We start from the raw sequence: 17,559 nt of genomic DNA on the forward strand, positions 1-17,559 counted from the left end.
GACCATTTGATGCCTGATGTCCGCCGCTCCTTGCAGGACGGTCGTGGTGTTCTGTTTCATGAGCCGGCAGGTTTCGTCGCGTTCGGCGCAGGGGCGGGGGGCTGGCGGCGGGCGCGGTGGGCGCGTGCGCGGCAGCGTGGGGAGCAGTGGAGGCGGCGGCGGCCGGTGGCGCTGGCGGGTGGCAGCGGTTCGGCGCAGTAGGTGCAGCATGGCTGAGGTGCCGGGTCGTTGGCGGGTACGGCGGGCGCGTCGGCGGTGGGTCGGGGGTCTGCGATGCGCAGGCGTTCGGTGATGACGCCGGCCTGGAAGCGGCTGTCGGCGCCGAGGGACTCGAGGAGTTCGGAGACGTGGCGGCGGCAGGTGCGGAGTGAGATGCCGAGCCGGCGGGCGATCGCCTCGTCCTTGAGGCCGTTGGAGAGCAGCAGTTGGATGTTCTGCTTGAGGTCTTCGGAGATGTCGCGGGCGGCCTGCGGGCCGAGGGTGAAGGGGGTGGCGTTGCCCCAGTCGCGTTCGAACGTGGTGGTCAGGAAGGCGAGCAGGGAGGGTTCGCGTACGAGTAGCGCGCCGCAGCCGCGGGCGGGGAGGAAGGCCAGTTCGCCGTCGATGACGATCATTTGGGGGAGCACGTCGGTGAGGGTGCGGATCTCGGCGCCGGCGGCGATGAGCTGTTCGGCATTGGCCCGGGTCGCCTGGTCGAAGCGGGTCACGTGCTGGTAGAGGTTGCGCATCCGTACGCCGGAGGCCAGGAGTTCCAGGTCGCGGGGCAGTGCCTCGCGCATCGAGCCTGGCGGGAACGCGCCGCCCGGCTTCGAGACCAGGAGCTCGCTGCGGCAGGCCCCGACCGCCTCGGCGAGCATCGCCCGGACGGCGAACTTGTCGGTGAGCAGGTCGATCGCGCCGTGCGGGTGGGCCAGTTGGCGGCCCTGGAGGTAGACCGGCATCAGTGCGGCGAACTCGTCCCGCAGGGACTGGATCTGCTCGCGTTCGTGGCGTAGCCGGCTCTCCTGGTGGCGGAGGGCGTTCTCGCGTTCGGTGAGGAGTTGTGCGCCTGCGGCCTGTGGGCTCTGCGGCTGCCAGGCCGGCCCGGTGGCGGGCGGGGGGTCGATCGGTTTGAGGAGTCGGGCGGCGTCGAGGCATTCGATCGCTGCCCGGCACTGGGCTTCGGTCAGGTTCGTCTCGTCGGCGGCCCGCGCCACGGCGGCCTCGGCCAGGGGGCTGTTGACGAGGGTCCACCGGTAGAGGGTCTGGGCGTGTTCGTCCAGGATCCGGCGGGGTGCTCCGTCGGCCATGGATTGCCTCCTAAACGTGCATGGCGCGTAGATGATCCTCACCGGCCCTCCCGACGCCCGCTCACTGCTGTCACTGTTCTTTCAGCAGGAACGTTGCAGTCGCGGCAGCCGGGATGCGACCCGGTGTCGGGCAGCTGGCAAGGGAGATTCCGTGAAGAAGAGGTTCGCACGGCGGATGGCCGCCATCGCACTGGGGCTGGCTGTGGCGGCGGGTGCCGGGGCAGGCACTCTGGCGGGCGGCACGACCGCCTGGGACTCCGGGTCGCGCTCGGAGGCGACTGCCGTCATCTGCCCGACCGGCACCACGGCCTGGGGCGACGACTGCGACCTGTACCACCCCCGGTAGACCCGCTCGGGAACACTCCCGGGTGCGGGGGCGGCGGGATCCATCCGCTGCCGGGTGGGTGGATGCGGACCCACACCCGGGACAGGGCGCCTCGCGCCGGGCTGATCGCTGGATGACCAGCAGTCAGTTCGGCCTTGCGGGACTTGGCCGTCTTTTCGATCTTGGACAGGGAGTACCATGCTTCGTTCCTCTTCTCGTGCCCACGGCGGGCCACGGGAATGGCGTCGCCGACTGACGCGCCTGCTGGCGCTCAGTGTCGCCGTGAGCGCGACACTGCTCGTGCCGGGCCCCGCGACTGCGGCTGGAAGCGTGTTCACGGACGCCACCCAACTCGGGTCCACGACCCGGGCGGACTGGATGAAGAACATTTCGGGGACGACGTCACTGGCGGCGCTGTCGCTGCCGGGCACCCACGAAACGCTCGCCACCCACGGCATCGAGATATCGAAGACCCAGGAGGACTTCGGTGACAGCGCCGGCACGCTGGCGGCGCAGCTGGAGCGAGGGATTCGCGCCGTCGACATCAGGGTGCGCGTCACCCAGAACCAGTACTTCGCGATTCATCACGGGCCGCAGTACCAGAATGCAAACTTTGATGACGTCCTGACCAAGGCGCAGGCCTTCCTCAGGCAGCACCCGAGCGAAACCATCGTGATGCGACTGCGGGCCGAGTGCCCGCGTCCGACGGGTGGCGTCACCGACTGCACCAACGATCCTTCGACGGTGAACAGCAAGAACATCGAAAGCATCTTCGACGGGTACGCCTCGAGGTATTCCAATCTCTTCTACGATGCGTCGGTGGCGAAGGGGACGCGGGCTGCCGTTCCTGTTCTCTCGAGCGTGCGCGGGAAGATCGTCCTGGGCAGCTTCGACAATGTCGACGACCAGTACGGCATCTCCGGCTTCAACGACCGGACCGAGGACGACTGGTCCGACCCGGGCGTCAACAAGAAGTGGGACGAGGTCCAGGCGAACATCGGTCAGGCGGTCGCCGATCGCGGCGGCCACATGTTCGTGACATACACGTCCGCCAGTGGCATCGGGGCCTCCCCGTTCGCCTACGCAGGCGGCAGCGGGTGGGACCCGACCCGGAAGGAACCCTCCGTCCTGGGCATCAACCCCCGGTTGATGCGCTACCTCAACGGCGGCGGGGGAAACGGGCACCTCGGCATCATCATGATGGACTACCCCGGCTGGGCCCTGGTGGAGGACATCATCGCCCGCAACGACGGATACGTCGTCACGGGGGGCCACCAGGCGATCTGGCAGGTCAACGCCGACAAGACCTATGTCGACACCAAGTACGGCCGGTGCATGGTGCGGGGGCCGGAGTTCGACAGTTCCAAGACCGGTGGCCTGGTCACCCAGCGCGCCTGCCAGTCGACGGCGCCCAGCAGCCACCAGTGGGGTGCCGAGCGCCCGTCGACCTATGACGGCAAGGGCTACTACTGGATCAAGGCCAGCAACGGCACCTGCCTGACGGCCCCCTACAACAACGGCACGCCGCCGCCTGCCGGCACCCAGCTGTTCTGGTGGGGCTGCGAGACCCGCTGGTTCTCCGGCAGCCAACTGTGGAACATCATCCCGACTCCGATCCGGGTCGGCGGCAAGGACACCGGGGCGTACAAGTTCATCAACCAGTGGACGGGCCTGTGCCTGTCGGTGGACCCGGCCACCGCGTCCACCGCCGGCGGCAAGGTGACCCTGGACACCTGCCCGAAGTAACGGCCGCGCGCGAGGGCCCCACTCGGGCCCTCGCGCTGATCGCCCATGACGGAGTCCGGGCACCGTGAGGCTGATGCAGGCTCAGGGGCCGGTCGGGGTGACCGGGGGCTTCTTGGCGCGGCTGGTGAGGGCCAGGATCGTGAGCCCGATCGAGAAGGCGATGAAGACGCACCCGCTGACGATCGATCCGGTGTCGCCGTCGACGTGGCGGACTTCGGAGTGGGCGAGGTCGCCGCAGGAGCCGTGACGGCCCTGCCCGCCCAGCTCGTAGCACTTGTCGGTGGTCTTCACGACGCGGTCGCCGAAGACAAGGACTTCCTTGGTGCCGGGCAGATTGAAGTAGATCATCAAGCAGCCCACCAGGAGCATGAGGGCGATGATCGGGATCAAGCACCCGGCCGAGCCCGACTGCTTCCGGGGCGGGCCCGGGGGCGGCGCCGGGGCAGGGCTGTGATCGGACATCGGAGCTCCTGGACGGATCGGGCCGGTGGTCGGGGCGCGTTTGACGCTTGTCGCTCAAGTGTGACCCGGGGCGCTGTGGCTTCGAAGCGGGTTTCCGGAAATGCTGCCCGGGAGCCACCGAGTGCCACCGGGAGGTGGGTGATTTGGTGAAGAGTGCGTTCGGTATAGTCACGCCGTCTTCGAACGATCGTGTTCGATCTGAATGGGCGGGGAGTGTCACCGATGAGAGGTGGCGTGCTGGCGGGGATCGGCGTGATGCTGGGCGGTACCGTGCTGACCGGCACCGTGTTCTTCGGGGCGGGTGGCTCCGGCGATCCGGGCGGGTCCGCTCGTCCCGCCGACCGGGCCGCGGCGCCGTCGACGGTAAGGGTCGGCGATCTGGGGCTCGGGGCCTGCTTCACCGGTACGGAGCCGGGATACGGCGCCGTCCGACGGGTGGACTGTGGGCAGCGACACGACGGTGAGGTCTTCGGCCGGGCACGGTTCAGCACTGCCGACTTCCCGTCCAATGACCTCCCGGCCGAGAGCGAGCTGGAGGGGACGGCGGAGACGGAGTGCTCCGCCGAGTTCAGCAGGTACGCGATCGACGGCCGGGCCGTGCCGTTGAGCGTACGAGTCTCCTACGCCTACCCCGACCTGCTCGGCTGGCACCGTCCAGCGGGCCGTGAGGCTGTCTGCGTCCTCACCGACTCCGACGGCCCCCGTACCGGGACGCTGCGCCAGGACCCGAGCCGGCTGACCGGGCAGCAACGCGCCTACCTGGACGCCGAGAACCACGTCAACGGCCTGTTGCGTGAGCTCGACCTGAGTGGCGACACCGACGAGGACGCGGGGGCGACCGACCCGGTATGGAACGCCATGCTCAGCAGTGCCGTCACCGCAATGCCCGGGTTCGACGTAATTCGTGGTTTCTAGAGGTCCTGCCGGGTTGAACACGCAGGTCATCGGGCTGCGGTGGGCCCTGAAGCCCAAGAGTGCCTAGAGACGCGATTTTTATGATTCGCCTGCGCTGGCCTGTGGCTTCGACCTATCGTCTGGAGTCGTGTACGTGAAGACGACGAAGCGAGAGAACAAGTCCGGGACGGTCCGGTACCTGCACCTCGCCCACAACGAGTGGGATCCGGCGAAGGGGCGGGCGGTGCCGAAGGTGCTGTTCACCTTCGGCCGCGAGGACGACCTGGACCGCGACGCGGTCAAGCGCCTGGTCGCGTCTCTATCGAGGCTGCTGGAACCGGGGGACGCCCTGGCCGCGACTGCCGCGTCGGACCTGGAGTTCATCTCCTCGGTGCCGTTCGGCGGCGCCTACGTGCTCGACCACCTGTGGCGCCGACTGAGGATCGACCAGATTGTGGCCCGGGTCGGGCAGCCCAAGCGGGGCCGGCGCCGGGACATGACCGCGACCGAGCGGGTGCTGTTCGCCCTGGTCGCCAACCGCGCGCTGGCCCCGTCCTCCAAGCTCGCGGCGGCGGAGTGGGTCACGAACGACGTGCACATCGACGGCCTGGCTGAGGCCGGCGAACAGGCCTGCTACCGGGCGATGGACTGGCTGCACGAGGTGAAGGACGACCTGGAGAAGCAGGTGTTCGACGAGGTCGCGAACCTGCTGAACCTGGAGGTGGACCTGCTGTTCTTCGACACCACCAGCACCTACTTCGAGCTCGAGGAGCCTGACGAACCGGTCGCCCGCGACAACACCGGCCGCAGGCTGGAGGGCGACGGCCAGGCAGACGACGACGCGAAGCCGGTCGGGTTCCGCACCTACGGCAAGTCGAAGGACTCCCGCGACGACCTGCCGCAGATCGTGATCGGCATGGCCGTCACCAGGGACGGCATCCCCGTGCGCTGCTGGTGCTGGCCGGGCAACGCCTCCGACCAGGCACTGATCCGGCAGGTCAAGGACGAGATGCGGGACTGGACCCTCTCCAAGATCGTGTGGGTGGCCGACCGCGGCTTCTCCTCGGCCGAGAACCGCCGCTACCTGCGCAAGGGCGACCACGCCTACATCATCGGCGAGAAGCTCCGTTCCGGGAGCCCCGAGGTGCAGGCCGCGCTGTCCCGGCAGGGCCGCTACCAGGACGTCGGCGAGAACATGCGCGTCAAGGAAGTGCGGATATCCGACACCGACCGGTTCGTGATCTGCCACAACCCCGAAGCGGCCGAGCGTGACCGGCACATGCGTGAACAACTCGTCGCCCAACTAGGCGACTTGATCGCCGGCACCGACAAGCTCAGCGACTTCAAGCGGGGTGAACTGCGCGGGAGGATCGCCGACAAGCCCGGCCTGAACCGCTACCTGCGTGCCACCCCGGCCGGCAAGCTCCGCATCGACCAGGCGAAGACCAAGGCCGAGGAGAACCTCGACGGGAAGTACCTCCTGCGCTGCTCGGACCCCCACCTGACCGCCGAGGACATCGCGCTCGGCTACAAGCAGCTGCTGGAAGTCGAGCGCGGCTGGCGCGACATGAAGCAGATCATCGACCTGCGGCCCGTCTACCACCGCCTCGAAGAACGCATCCGAGCCCACGTCATCCTGTGCTGGCTCGCACTCCTGTTGATCCGGATCACCGAGACCACCACCGGCGACACCTGGCCGCACATCCGACGCGAGCTCGACCGCCTCCACCTGGGCACCTTCGCCGGCCCTGCCGGAACCTTCCAGCAGGTCACCGCCCTGACGAAGCCCCAGCGAGACCTGCTCGCGAAGCTGCAGATCCCCGTCCCCAAGCAGGTCGTCGCGCTTCAGCCCGCAACCCGCTGACCAGCAGAAACGTGACCGCCTAGAGAAACGCCCTCCAGGCGGTTACAAGCATGTCCGCCCAGGTCAGACCCCGGATTCGCCACTCCAGGCTGCCGAATTATGTCGAACCCGGGCAATGGTGTCCAGCCTGGACAACGGGACCTGGGCCCCGGAGGCCGCACCGGCCATCGCCGCGCTCAGCGCCGAACTGCACGGCGCGGTGGCGGACTTGAACGCCGGGCTCAGTTCGTTCGGCGCCGACGCCCGCAAGGCGCAGCTCGGCTCCGGCCTGCGGAAGGTCACCGGAGCGCCGGTCGGAGCAGTGCGCGCCGCTCTCGGCCTGGCCGGGGGCGACCGGACGGGCGGCCCGGCCAAGGTGTGGTCGGCCGTGTACCTGCCCTAGAAGCCGAAGGAGTTGTGCGGTTCGGGGTCTGTGCGGAACATCCGGGCCAGCTGCCCGATCACGCCTTCGGAGTGCGGGGTGATGTGGCCCGCGTACGTCAGGTCGTGCGCTGACATGCCGCCGAAGTAGAGCGAACTGAGCGCCGGGACCGTGACGGTGAGGTCAGCCGCCTGGTCGGTGGCCGTGCAGGTCACCGAGGTACCGCCTGCGCGGAGAAGCCAGGTCCGGTTGTTTGCCGGGCACATGCGGTCGCCGTCGACGGTGAACGCCAACTCGCCGGCCGTGTCGTACGAACGTTGTGTCAGGGCGAGGGGGACATCGAGAATGCGCGCCCACAGGTTGTCCGACTGGCGGGTGATGCGCATCGCCCGGGGGTTGGCGAGCATCCACCGCAGCGGTTCGTCGCGCGGACGGCCGGGCGCCACAATGGTCTTGGTGAGGTCGAAGTCGACCAGCACGCTCCACAGGGCGCGACAGGCCACCGGGTTGGTCGCCTCCATCGCCTCGACGACGAGCGTTCCCGCGCTGCCCACGGTCGAGGACCATGGCAGTCGGAAGTTGGCCATGCCGTCCACCAAGCCGTGCTGGTCGCGGTGGATGAGATACCGCAGCGGTCCGTTCGTGCCGTCCGCGTCGTCGGACAGCCCGTCCCAGCGTCCGGGCAAAGGGGTGAGCTCGCCGATGCGGTTTGCACGTACGTTCGCGTGCACCATGGGCCAGAACTGCCTTGCCTGTGCGGCGTCGACCAGCTCCAGCGACCCCGGATCGGGCGCTGCCGGGAGCAGAGCGGCTTCGTGACGGTCCAGCTCCCACCGCACGCGGTAGGTTGCCGGCGAGAAGCCGAATCGGCCGTAGATGCCGCCTTCGCTCGCGCTGAGCATCGCCAACGGCTCGCCCCGGGCCAAGGCCGCCTCGAACATGGCCTGCATCATCCGCCGTAGGTACCCACGTCGGCGGTGTGTGGCGATCACTGCGGTAGCAGTGACGCCGGCCATCTTGACCGTGCCCCCGCCGGGGACCGTCACATCGAAGGAGATGGTGGCCGAGGCGCCGACGCACGCGCCGTCGGCGAAGGTCGCAATCGGATGGAAGGACTCGTCCTTGGCGTCGGCTTCGGCCCACGCGTCGAGCTGCTCGGCGGTCGCCGGAGTGCGCGGCGGCGGCCACGGGCCCGGACCGCCGTGCCACGCGGCGTCCGCCGGCTCCCAGTTCGGCAGCCCGTTTGCGAAAGGCAACGCCCGGTAGTACGCGTTCATCTCGTCTCGCCGCGGCGGGCGGACCTCAGTGACCATGCCGGACATTGCATCCACTGCCGTCGCCTGCAGACAACCGGTTATCTGCTCGCCGAGCTACCAGTCTGCAGGGGGTGGTATGTGACGTTATGTCGCATCTTTCGTCACTGGAACGTGTGACCAGCCGTTGCCAAATCGGGATTGGCGATCGTGAGTTCGATCCTGCCGGCTCGGTCGGGTGATCTTCTGGTCGGCAGGGATGAAAGCTGGGCCTCCCGCGCAGCTCGTGGGTATCGAGTCCAGCTGAGCAATGGGAGGCTCCCGGTGTCGCAGTTGTCCGTGCCGTTGCGGTCCAACTTCGAATCCCTGTCGTGTGATTGTCTCGCTCATTGGTTCGGGAACGCCGGGGGCCGGCCGCACAGGCGTCCGAGGTGCCCCTCGGACACGAGCGACGCGGGGTGGGCGGTCGTGCGAAGACAATGCCTTCTGGGACCGCAGCATCTCCGCTGGCCAGGAGGCCCGGCGGTGCTGAACTGTGGTGGTGCCGGCCGCCTCCGTCCACGACAGTGCCGTCGGCACCGCACTGCTGGACAGGGTGGTCGCCGCCACGGAGCCGGGCGCCGTGCAGCCGTGAAGGACCAAGGGGCTCAGGTGGGCATCGAGGTCGAAGTCGTGAAGCGCAACCCCGGTGACGCGGGGTTCGTTCCGCAGTCCAGGAGATGGGTGGTGGAGCAGACGAACGGGGTCTTGGTGCTGCACCGCAGGCTGGTGCGCGACTACGAGCAATGGCCCGCCTCGGCCGAGTCGAGGGCGTCCTGGGGTGGCGCTGGGGGAGCGGGAGCGGGAGATCGCCGCGCAGGCTGAGGCGGCCAGGCCGCCCTCTTTGCCGGGGTTGCGAAAACGCGTCACCCCGTGGGCGTGCCGATCTGGTCGCGTTCCAGGACGGAACGCAGCTCCGAGAGGGCCTGCGCGGCGGCTGTCATGGGGGATGCCTTGAGTGCATCTGCGATCAGCTCGGCCAACCGCTCGGTGAAGGTCGCTTCTGCCGCGTCGACCAACTGCAGGCCGTCGTCGGTCAGTTCCAGCAGTGACGACCGGCGGTCCGACGGGTTCGGCGTGCGGGTGACCCATCCCTGCCGCTCCAGGCGGTCGACGCCCTTGCTGGTGGCCCCGATGCCGACGGCGAACTCGGCTGCCAGATCCGCCACCCGGGCCCCGGGGTGGTGGCGGAGGTGGCGCAGGAACTCGAATTGTGACGTGACGATCCCGTGCCGCTCGCGAAGACGGTCGTTGAGGGCGTTGTACAGACGCGTCTCGCATCGGACGAGGTCGGCGAAGAAGCTCGGGAGGTCGACCGTCTCAACGCTCACTTTGGATGCCATGGCATATAGTCTACGTTAGATGCCGCGGCATATAGTGCGGAAGAAGCTACCTACGACAGGACCATGCATCATGAGCAGGGAACAGCGCACGCAGGTCAGCGCGATGCTGCGGCAGCCCCGGCCCGACGGCCCCCAGTCGATCGAGGCGCTCCGAGCCGGATTCAAGGCGATGATGGCCCAGATGGTCGTCCCGGACAGCCTCCGCATCACCAGGACGACGCTCGGCGACCGACCGGCGCTGTACGTCGAGCCGGGCACCGAGGCGCGCACCGGGACGATCCTGTACTTCCATGGCGGCGGCTGGGTGTTCGGCTCCCCCGAGACCGCGCTGTCGCTCACGGGGAACCTCGTGGCCAGGACCGGGCTCACGGCGTACTCGCTGGACTACCGGCTCGCCCCCGAGTACCCGTTCCCGGCCGCGATCGAGGACACGCTGAGCGCTTACCGCGCCCTCCTCGACAGCGGCGAAGACCCTTCGACCATCGCGTTCGCCGGGGACTCCGCCGGCGGCGGCCTCACCTTCACCACCTGCCTCGCCGCCCGCGATGCCGGTCTCCCGATGCCCGCCGCGATCGTGGCCTTCTCCCCAGGCCTCGACGCGACCCGGACGGGCCAGAGCATGGACACCAAGGCAGGCATCGACCCGTTCTTCACCCGCGAGAGCCTGGGACACACCGGGGCCATGTACCTGGCGGGAGCCGACCCGCACCAGCCCATGCTCAGCCCCGCCGTCCTCGCCGACCCGACAGGCTTCCCGCCGATGCTCCTCCAGGCGGGTACCGACGAAGTGCACCTGGACGACTCCACCCGCATGGCCGCCCGCGCCCGCGCAGCCGGAGTGGACGTGATCCTCGACATCACCGCTGACGTACCCCACGTGTTCCAGTCCTTCGCCGGTGTGCTCGACAAGGCCGACCAGGCGCTGGACCGCGCAGCCCTCTTCCTCACGCAGCACGTCCACATTCCCGACACCGCGGCCAAGTCAGCCCGGTAGAAGCAGGGCAGTGGTATCGGACGGGAGCCTCCGTTTCAGGCCAGTACTTGCGGGCCTGCGCTGCCTGAGAGTTGCGAGCAAGGCTGCATGCTCCTGGAGTGAACGAAGGCTGAAATCCCGGTAGTTGAGGGCATGGATGCCTTGGACGGCGGCGCCCATGGCTTGGACGGTGGTGAGGCAGGGGACGCCGCGGGAGACGGCGGCGGTGCGGATCTCGTAGCCGTCCAGGCGTCCGCCGGTGCCGTACGGGGTGTTGATGATCAGGTCGACGTCGCCGTCGTGGATCAGCTGCACGATGGTGCGCTCACCGCTGGGGCCGGGGCCCTCGGAGTGCTTGCGCACCACCGTCGACGGGATACCGCCGCGCTGCAGCACCTCGGCGGTGCCGGAGGTCGCGAGGATCTCGAAGCCCAGCTCGACCAGCGCCCGCGCCGGGAACACCAGGTTGCGCTTGTCGCGGTTGGCGACGGACACGAACACCTTGCCCTTGGTCGGCAGCGCCCCGTACGCACCCGACTGCGCCTTCGCATACGCGGTCCCGAAGACGGTGTCGATGCCCATCACCTCACCGGTGGACCGCATCTCCGGCCCCAGCACCGTGTCCACACCACGCCCGTGGATGTCCCGGAACCGGGACCACGGCATCACCGCCTCCTTCACCGAGATCGGGCAGTCCGCCGGCAGCGTCCCGCCGTCGCCCTCCGCCGGGAGCATCCCCTCCGCGCGCAGCTCGGCGATGGTCGCACCCAGGGAGATGCGGGCGGCGGCCTTGGCGAGCGGCACGGCGGTGGCCTTGGACGTGAACGGCACGGTCCGCGAGGCGCGGGGGTTGGCCTCCAGCACGTAGAGGATGTCCCCGGACATCGCGAACTGGATGTTGATCAGACCGAGCACCCCGACACCACGCGCGATCGCCTCGGTGGAGGTGCGCAGCCGCTTGATGTCGTAGCCGCCCAGGGTGATGGGGGGCAGGGCGCACGCGGAGTCGCCGGAGTGGATGCCGGCTTCTTCGATGTGTTCCATGACGCCGCCGAGGTAGAGCTCGGTGCCGTCGTAGAGCGCGTCGACGTCGATCTCGACCGCGTCGTCGAGGAACCGGTCGATGAGGACGGGGTGTTCGGAGATCAGGCCGGCGTGCCGCTCCAGGTAGGAGGCGAGGGACGGCTCGTCGTAGACGATCTCCATCCCGCGTCCGCCGAGGACGTAGGACGGCCGGGCCAGCACCGGGTAGCCGATCTCGTCCGCGATGGCCTTGGCCTCGTCGAAGGAGAACGCGGTGCCGTGCTTGGGCGCCGGCAGCCCGGCGTCGCGCAGCACCCGGCCGAACGCGCCGCGCTCCTCCGCCAGGTCGATCGCCTCGGGCTGGGTGCCGACGATCGGCACGCCGTTGTCCTTGAGCGCCTGCGCGAGACCCAGCGGGGTCTGCCCGCCCAGCTGCACGATGACACCGGCGAGCGGCCCGGCCGCCTTCTCGGCGTGCACGATCTCCAGCACGTCCTCCAGCGTGAGCGGCTCGAAGTAGAGCCGGTCGGAGGTGTCGTAGTCGGTGGAGACGGTCTCCGGGTTGCAGTTGACCATGACGGTCTCGTACCCGGCCTCGGAGAGCGCGAAGGAGGCGTGCACGCACGAGTAGTCGAACTCGATGCCCTGCCCGATCCGGTTCGGCCCCGACCCGAGGATGATCACGGCGGGCTTCGAACGCGGCGCGACCTCCGACTCCTCGTCGTAGGACGAGTAGAAGTACGGGGTCTTGGCGGCGAACTCCGCGGCGCAGGTGTCGACGGTCTTGAACACCGGCCGGATGCCGAGCGCGTGGCGGACCTCACGGACGACGTCGGCCTTCAGGCCGCGGATCTCACCGATCTGCAGGTCGGAGAAGCCGTGCCGCTTGGCGTGGCGCAGCAGCTCCGGGTCCAGGCGCTCGGCGTCGGCGAGTTCGGTGGCGATCTCGTCGATCAGGAACAGCTGGTCGACGAACCACGGGTCGATCTTCGTGGACTCGAACACCTCCCCGGGGGTGGCGCCCGCCCGGATCGCCTGCATGACGGTGTTGATCCGGCCGTCGGTCGGGACCTGCGCCAGCGTCAGCAGCTCGGCCTTGTCGCCCGGGTCGCCGGTCCAGGTGAACTGCGAGCCCTTCTTCTCCAGCGAGCGCAGCGCCTTGTTCAGCGCCTCGGGGAAGTTGCGGCCCATCGCCATCGCCTCGCCGACGGACTTCATGGTGGTCGTCAGGGTGGCGTCGGCGCTCGGGAACTTCTCGAACGCGAACCGCGGGACCTTCACGACAACGTAGTCCAGCGACGGCTCGAAGGAGGCCGGGGTCTTCTCGGTGATGTCGTTGGGGATCTCGTCGAGCGTGTAGCCGACGGCGAGCTTCGCGGCGATCTTGGCGATCGGGAAGCCGGTGGCCTTGGAGGCCAGCGCGGAGGAGCGGGACACCCGGGGGTTCATCTCGATCACGATGATCCGGCCGTCGACCGGGTTGATCGCGAACTGGATGTTGCAGCCGCCGGTGTCGACACCGACCTCGCGGATGATCGCGATGCCGATGTCCCGCAGCGTCTGGTACTCCCGGTCGGTGAGCGTCATCGACGGGGCGACGGTGATCGAGTCACCGGTGTGGACACCCATCGGGTCGAAGTTCTCGATCGAGCACACCACCACGACGTTGTCGTTGCGGTCGCGCATCAACTCCAGCTCGTACTCCTTCCACCCGAGAATGGACTCCTCCAGCAGCACCTCCGTGGTCGGGGACAACGCCAGACCCTGACCCGCGATACGCCGCAGATCCTCCTCGTCATGCGCGAAACCCGACCCCGCACCACCCATCGTGAACGACGGCCGCACCACCACCGGGTAACCCCCGAGGGTCTCCACCCCCGCCATGATCTCGTCCATCGTGTGACAGATCACCGAACGCGCCGACTCACCATGCCCGATCTTCGCGTTCACCGCCTCCACGACACCCTTGAACAGCTGCCGATCCTCACCCTTGTGAATCGCCTCGACGTTGGCGCCGATGAGTTCCACCCCGTGCCGCGCCAGCACTCCGCTCTCGTGGAGAGCTATCGCCACGTTCAATGCGGTCTGGCCGCCGAGGGTGGCCAGTAGTGCATCCGGCTGTTCCCGGGTGATGACCCGTTCCAGCAACTCGGGGGTGATCGGCTCGACGTATGTCGCGTCGGCGATCTCCGGGTCGGTCATGATCGTGGCGGGGTTGGAGTTCACCAGGACGACCCGCAGGCCCTCCGCCCGCAGCACCCGGCACGCCTGCGTGCCCGAGTAGTCGAACTCAGCAGCCTGGCCGATCACGATCGGGCCGGAGCCGATCACCAGAACGGACTTGATGTCAGTGCGCTTCGGCACGGTCAACTCCCTGCGGTGGTGCGGGCCGGGGATCGCACGCCGGTCCCGCCGGTGGCCGATGGTGTGCCACGGTCACGGAGCCTGCCAGAGCCGCCCGTGCATGTCACCGGGTCGGTCCGGTCAGTCCGCAAAGCACCGACCGGTGGTTAAGTCCCCACGAAAGATGGCAGGTTGATGAAGGGCGGCCGCGACCGGAATCTCTTGACGCTCCATGGCCGGAAATGTTGAATCGATCATCGACCAACTGGACATGTGACAAATAGTCATGGCGGCGGGGAGATCCATTCTATGTGCGGCATTGTTGGCCTGGTCTCATTTGTCGACGACCTCTCCCGGCGGCCGGATCTCGCCACGGCGATGCGGGGGGCGCTCGCCCTCCGTGGGCCGGACGCGGTGAGTGAGTGGTCCTCCCCGCAGGCGCTGTTCGTGCCGCGGCGGCTGGCCGTCGTGGACCTGGAGGGCGGGCACCAGCCGGCCATTGCCACCGACGACGAGGGCCGCGAGACGGTCGTGCTGAGCTACACCGGCGAGGTCTTCAACTTCGTCGAGCTGCGCGACGAACTCCGCAGCCGTGGTCACCAGTTCAGGGACCGCAGTGACACCGAGGTGGTGCTGCGCGCGTACCAGGAGTGGGGCGCCGCCTGCGCCGAGCGGCTGCGCGGGATGTTCGCCTTCGCGGTGTGGGACGTGCAGCGCGAGGAGCTTGTGCTCGTCCGCGACCGGTTCGGGATCTACCCGCTGTTCTACGCCGAGACGCCGAAGGGCTTCGCCTTCGGCTCCGAGCCGAAGGCGCTGTTCACCACCGGGTTGGTCAAGCCAGTGGTCGACCGGGCCGGCCTGCTGGAGGCGTTCTCGTTCACGCCGAGCCCGGGTTACTCGGTCTTCAAGGACACCCGTGAGGTCGTACCGGGCGAGGTGGTGCGTTACGGCCGCAACGGCGTGACCCGGCACCGCTACTGGCAGTTCACCCCGGCCGAGCACACCGACGACCTGCCCACCACCGAGCGCCGCGTCCGGGAGCTGCTGGAGGACATCGTCCGGCGCCAGGTGGCGGCCGACGTGCCGATCTCCTCGATGCTCTCCGGCGGGCTCGACTCCTCCGCGATCTGCGCACTCGTCAACCGCGTGGTCGGCGGCGAGAAGCCGCTCAAGACCTTCTCGATGGAGTTCGCCTACCACCTGGAGAACTTCCGCCCCGACGAGGTGCACGACTCGCCGGACAGCCCGTACGTCGCCAAGATGGCCGCCCATCTGGGCAGCGACCACCGCGAGTTGCTGATCAACCGGGACCACCTGGTGGACCCGGAGGGGCAGGCCGCCGTGGTGCGGGCGATGGACCGCCCGGCCGCCGGGCTCGACATGTACGTCTCGCTGTACCGGCTCTCGCAGGAAGTCCGGCGGTTCTCCACCGTCACCCTGACCGGCGACGGGTCGGACGAACTCTTCGGTGGCTACGTCTGGTTCCACGACCCGTTCTACGTGGAGTCCGACACCTTTCCCTGGCTCGGTGCCTCGCACCAGATGGAGTTCCTCTCCGGCCTGCTCGACCGCGAGCTGTACGCCGAGCTGGACTTCCCCGGCTACGTCCGGGACCGCTACCGGGAGGCGATCGCCGAGGTGCCGCTCACCGGCTCGGAGGACCCGCACGAGCGGCGGATGCGCGAGATCACCTACCTGAACATGACCCGCTACCTCCGGGTCGTCCTCGACCGCAAGGACCGGCTCGGCATGGCCGCCTCGATCGAGGGCCGGGTGCCGTTCTGCGACCACGAACTCGCCGAGTACGTCTACAACGTGCCGTGGCACATGAAGATCGCCGACGGGCGGGAGAAGAGCCTGCTGCGCGCCGCCGTCCGCGACCTGCTGCCCACCTCCGTGCTGGAGCGCAAGAAGTCGCCGTACCCGAGCGTCCAGGACCCGGCCTACCGGGTCGCGCTGCGCGAGCAGCTGCGGGCCATCCGGGCCGACCGCAACAACGACGTCAACGAGCTGCTGGACGCCAAGCGGGTCGAATCCGCCCTGACCGACAAGTCGTTCGGCCTGCGGGCGGGCGTGACGCGGATGAGCGTGGAGGCCGCCGTTCAGCTGCACCACTGGCTCTCCTCCGGCGTCACCGTGGAACTGTGATGCAGCTCGTCGAGAGTCTCGTCGCTGCCTGCGCCGCGTACGCGGACCGTGTGGCGGTGATCGAGGGTGGCGACGAGTACACCTTCGCCCAGCTGGACGCCCGCTCCGCCGCGATCGCCGCCGCCCTGGTGGAGCACGGCGTCCGGCCGGGGGAGGTGGTCGGGCTGCTCGCGCCGCGCGGGTGGTGGCGCTGTGCCGCCGTACTCGGCATCTGGCGGGCGGGCGCGGCGGTCAACTCCCTCGATCCGGGCCTTCCCCAGGCCCGGACGGCGCACGTGCTCAAGGTGTCGGAGACGGTGCTGGTGCTTCGTGCCCCGGGGGCGGCCGGTCCGCCGGTCGATGCCGCCGAGCTGTGGTTGGACGAACTGCGGGTCAGTGACGCCGGGTTGTGCGTCCCGGGCCCGCTGGGGTACGTGATCAGCACCTCCGGCTCGACCGGGGTGCCCAAGTGCGTCGCGGTGCCGTCCGTGGTGCTGGCCGACATCGTCGACTGGCACCGGGACGGCTGGACGGCTCAGGAGGTGCCATGCACCGCGCACGCCGCCGCCGTCGGATTCGACGTCGGCTACCAGGAGTTGGTGACGGCCTGGTCGGTCGGGGCGGCCCTGGTGGTGGCCGACGATGAGCAGCGCCGTGACCCCTTCCTGCTCTCGAAGCTGCTGCACGAGCACGCCGTGGTGCGGGCCTTCCTGCCGGTCACCAGCCTGCACGCGCTGGCCATCGCGGTCGGCGCCACCGGGCACCTGCTGCCCGCACTGCGGGAGGTGGTCGTCGCCGGTGAACGGCTGGTGGTGAACCACGAGGTGCGTGCCCTGTTCGCCGGCCTGGACGCCGAGTTGGTGAACCAGTACGGCCCGAGCGAGACGCACGTGGTCACCGAGCACCGGCTGCGGGGTGACGCCGCCGACTGGCCGGTGCACCCGGCGCTGGGCGGCCCGGCGGTCGGCGCCGAGCTGCTGCGGGAGGCCGACGGGCAGCTCGTGCCGTTCGGCGAGGGGGACGAGGCCGAACTCGTCGTCGCGGGCCGCTGCCTGGCCGTCGGCTACCTCGGTGACGAGCTGCTGACGGCCGAGAAGTTCCGCGAATTGCCGCAGGCCGACGGCACGGTGAAGCGGGTGTACCGCACCGGTGACCTGGTCCGTCAGGAGGGCGGGGTGCTGCACTTCGTCGGGCGCGCCGACGACCAGCTGAAGGTGCGCGGCTACCGGGTGGAGCCCGGGGAGATCGAGGCGGTGCTCAGCCAGGTGCCAGGTGTCCGGCGGGCCGCCGTGGTCGGCCGCAGCCTGGCCGGGTCCACCACGCTGCGCGGCTACCTGGTGCTCGACCCGGAGGAGGCGGCCGGGATCGACGCGGCGCTGCTGCGGGCGGCCTGCGCGGCCGAGCTGCCCGACTACATGGTCCCCGCCCGCTTCCTGCGGGTGTCCGAACTCCCGCTCACCACGAGCGGAAAGGTCGCAAGACGTGAACTCGACGACACCGGCTCGCCCATCGACTGA

13 protein-coding genes are annotated in these 17,559 nt (G+C 69.1%); 8 read left to right on the forward strand and 5 right to left on the reverse strand.

Annotated features, from left to right (window positions below):
* Positions 1-56: 56 nt before the first annotated feature.
* Positions 57-1,289, reverse strand: coding sequence for a helix-turn-helix domain-containing protein (locus tag ACR68M_RS30930; protein WP_441247450.1), 1,233 nt, complete (start codon positions 1,287-1,289; stop codon positions 57-59).
* A 151-nt stretch (positions 1,290-1,440) separates the two neighbouring features.
* Between ACR68M_RS30930 and ACR68M_RS30935 the strand changes: the two genes are divergently transcribed.
* Complete coding sequence (locus tag ACR68M_RS30935) at positions 1,441-1,635, forward strand: hypothetical protein (RefSeq protein WP_441247451.1); 195 nt, start codon at positions 1,441-1,443, stop codon at positions 1,633-1,635.
* Positions 1,636-1,944: 309 nt separating this feature from the next.
* On the forward strand, positions 1,945-3,360 hold the full coding sequence (locus tag ACR68M_RS30940) for a phosphatidylinositol-specific phospholipase C domain-containing protein (RefSeq protein ID WP_441247452.1): 1,416 nt from the start codon (positions 1,945-1,947) through the stop codon (positions 3,358-3,360).
* 81 nt (positions 3,361-3,441) lie between these two features.
* On the opposite strand, the gene ACR68M_RS30945 is transcribed toward ACR68M_RS30940, so the two are convergent.
* Positions 3,442-3,708 carry a hypothetical protein gene (locus ACR68M_RS30945; protein ID WP_441247453.1) on the reverse strand — a complete coding sequence of 89 codons (267 nt, stop codon included), beginning with the start codon at positions 3,706-3,708 and terminating at the stop codon, positions 3,442-3,444.
* Positions 3,709-4,044: 336 nt separating this feature from the next.
* Between ACR68M_RS30945 and ACR68M_RS30950 the strand changes: the two genes are divergently transcribed.
* The 3 genes from ACR68M_RS30950 (at position 4,045) to ACR68M_RS30960 (ending at position 6,962) form a co-directional block, all read left to right on the forward strand.
* Positions 4,045-4,737, forward strand: coding sequence for a septum formation family protein (locus tag ACR68M_RS30950; RefSeq protein ID WP_441247454.1), 693 nt, complete (start codon positions 4,045-4,047; stop codon positions 4,735-4,737).
* Positions 4,738-4,864: 127 nt separating this feature from the next.
* Entirely contained in the window at positions 4,865-6,580 is a 1,716-nt protein-coding gene (locus ACR68M_RS30955; protein ID WP_441245129.1) for an IS1634 family transposase, read from the forward strand.
* 115 nt (positions 6,581-6,695) lie between these two features.
* On the forward strand, positions 6,696-6,962 hold the full coding sequence (locus ACR68M_RS30960; RefSeq protein WP_441247455.1) for a hypothetical protein: 267 nt from the start codon (positions 6,696-6,698) through the stop codon (positions 6,960-6,962).
* Here the strand turns inward: ACR68M_RS30960 and ACR68M_RS30965 are convergent.
* Together ACR68M_RS30965 and ACR68M_RS30970 are read right to left on the reverse strand one after the other, a co-directional pair.
* The gene (locus ACR68M_RS30965; protein ID WP_441247456.1) at positions 6,959-8,254 is read right to left on the reverse strand and encodes a GNAT family N-acetyltransferase; all 1,296 of its coding nucleotides are present in this window, start codon (positions 8,252-8,254) and stop codon (positions 6,959-6,961) included. The genes ACR68M_RS30960 and ACR68M_RS30965 overlap by 4 nt on opposite strands.
* An 845-nt stretch (positions 8,255-9,099) precedes the next feature.
* On the reverse strand, positions 9,100-9,576 hold the full coding sequence (locus ACR68M_RS30970; RefSeq protein ID WP_441247457.1) for a MarR family winged helix-turn-helix transcriptional regulator: 477 nt from the start codon (positions 9,574-9,576) through the stop codon (positions 9,100-9,102).
* 70 nt (positions 9,577-9,646) lie between these two features.
* Between ACR68M_RS30970 and ACR68M_RS30975 the strand changes: the two genes are divergently transcribed.
* Complete coding sequence (locus tag ACR68M_RS30975; RefSeq protein WP_441247458.1) at positions 9,647-10,570, forward strand: alpha/beta hydrolase; 924 nt, start codon at positions 9,647-9,649, stop codon at positions 10,568-10,570.
* Here ACR68M_RS30975 and carB read toward each other — a convergent pair.
* Positions 10,559-13,936 (reverse strand): carbamoyl-phosphate synthase large subunit, encoded by a 3,378-nt coding sequence (carB, locus tag ACR68M_RS30980; protein WP_441247459.1) that lies wholly within the window; start codon positions 13,934-13,936, stop codon positions 10,559-10,561. The genes ACR68M_RS30975 and carB overlap by 12 nt on opposite strands.
* 288 nt (positions 13,937-14,224) lie before the next feature.
* On the opposite strand from carB, the gene asnB reads away from it, so the two are divergent.
* Both asnB and ACR68M_RS30990 read left to right on the forward strand, forming a co-directional pair.
* A complete protein-coding gene (gene asnB / locus ACR68M_RS30985; protein WP_441247460.1) occupies positions 14,225-16,063 on the forward strand; it encodes an asparagine synthase (glutamine-hydrolyzing) in 1,839 nt (612 codons plus the stop codon).
* Positions 16,063-17,559 (forward strand): AMP-binding protein, encoded by a 1,497-nt coding sequence (locus tag ACR68M_RS30990; RefSeq protein WP_441247461.1) that lies wholly within the window; start codon positions 16,063-16,065, stop codon positions 17,557-17,559. The genes asnB and ACR68M_RS30990 overlap by 1 nt, the downstream gene beginning before the upstream one ends.

The sequence above is a fragment of the Kitasatospora sp. McL0602 genome (assembly GCF_052076145.1).
Classification (GTDB): Bacteria; Actinomycetota; Actinomycetes; order Streptomycetales; family Streptomycetaceae; genus Kitasatospora.

What these genes read in the sequence shown, in the direction of transcription:
- ACR68M_RS30930 (WP_441247450.1), bottom strand. Translation starts at nt 1,289, where the DNA reads ATGGCCGACGGAGCACCCCGCCGGATCCTGGACGAACACGCCCAGACC.
- ACR68M_RS30945 (WP_441247453.1), bottom strand. Translation starts at nt 3,708, where the DNA reads ATGATCTACTTCAATCTGCCCGGCACCAAGGAAGTCCTTGTCTTCGGC.
- ACR68M_RS30950 (WP_441247454.1), top strand. Translation starts at nt 4,045, where the DNA reads ATGAGAGGTGGCGTGCTGGCGGGGATCGGCGTGATGCTGGGCGGTACC.
- ACR68M_RS30960 (WP_441247455.1), top strand. Translation starts at nt 6,696, where the DNA reads ATGGTGTCCAGCCTGGACAACGGGACCTGGGCCCCGGAGGCCGCACCG.
- ACR68M_RS30965 (WP_441247456.1), bottom strand. Translation starts at nt 8,254, where the DNA reads ATGGTCACTGAGGTCCGCCCGCCGCGGCGAGACGAGATGAACGCGTAC.
- ACR68M_RS30970 (WP_441247457.1), bottom strand. Translation starts at nt 9,576, where the DNA reads ATGGCATCCAAAGTGAGCGTTGAGACGGTCGACCTCCCGAGCTTCTTC.
- ACR68M_RS30975 (WP_441247458.1), top strand. Translation starts at nt 9,647, where the DNA reads ATGAGCAGGGAACAGCGCACGCAGGTCAGCGCGATGCTGCGGCAGCCC.
- asnB (WP_441247460.1), top strand. Translation starts at nt 14,225, where the DNA reads ATGTGCGGCATTGTTGGCCTGGTCTCATTTGTCGACGACCTCTCCCGG.
- ACR68M_RS30990 (WP_441247461.1), top strand. Translation starts at nt 16,063, where the DNA reads ATGCAGCTCGTCGAGAGTCTCGTCGCTGCCTGCGCCGCGTACGCGGAC.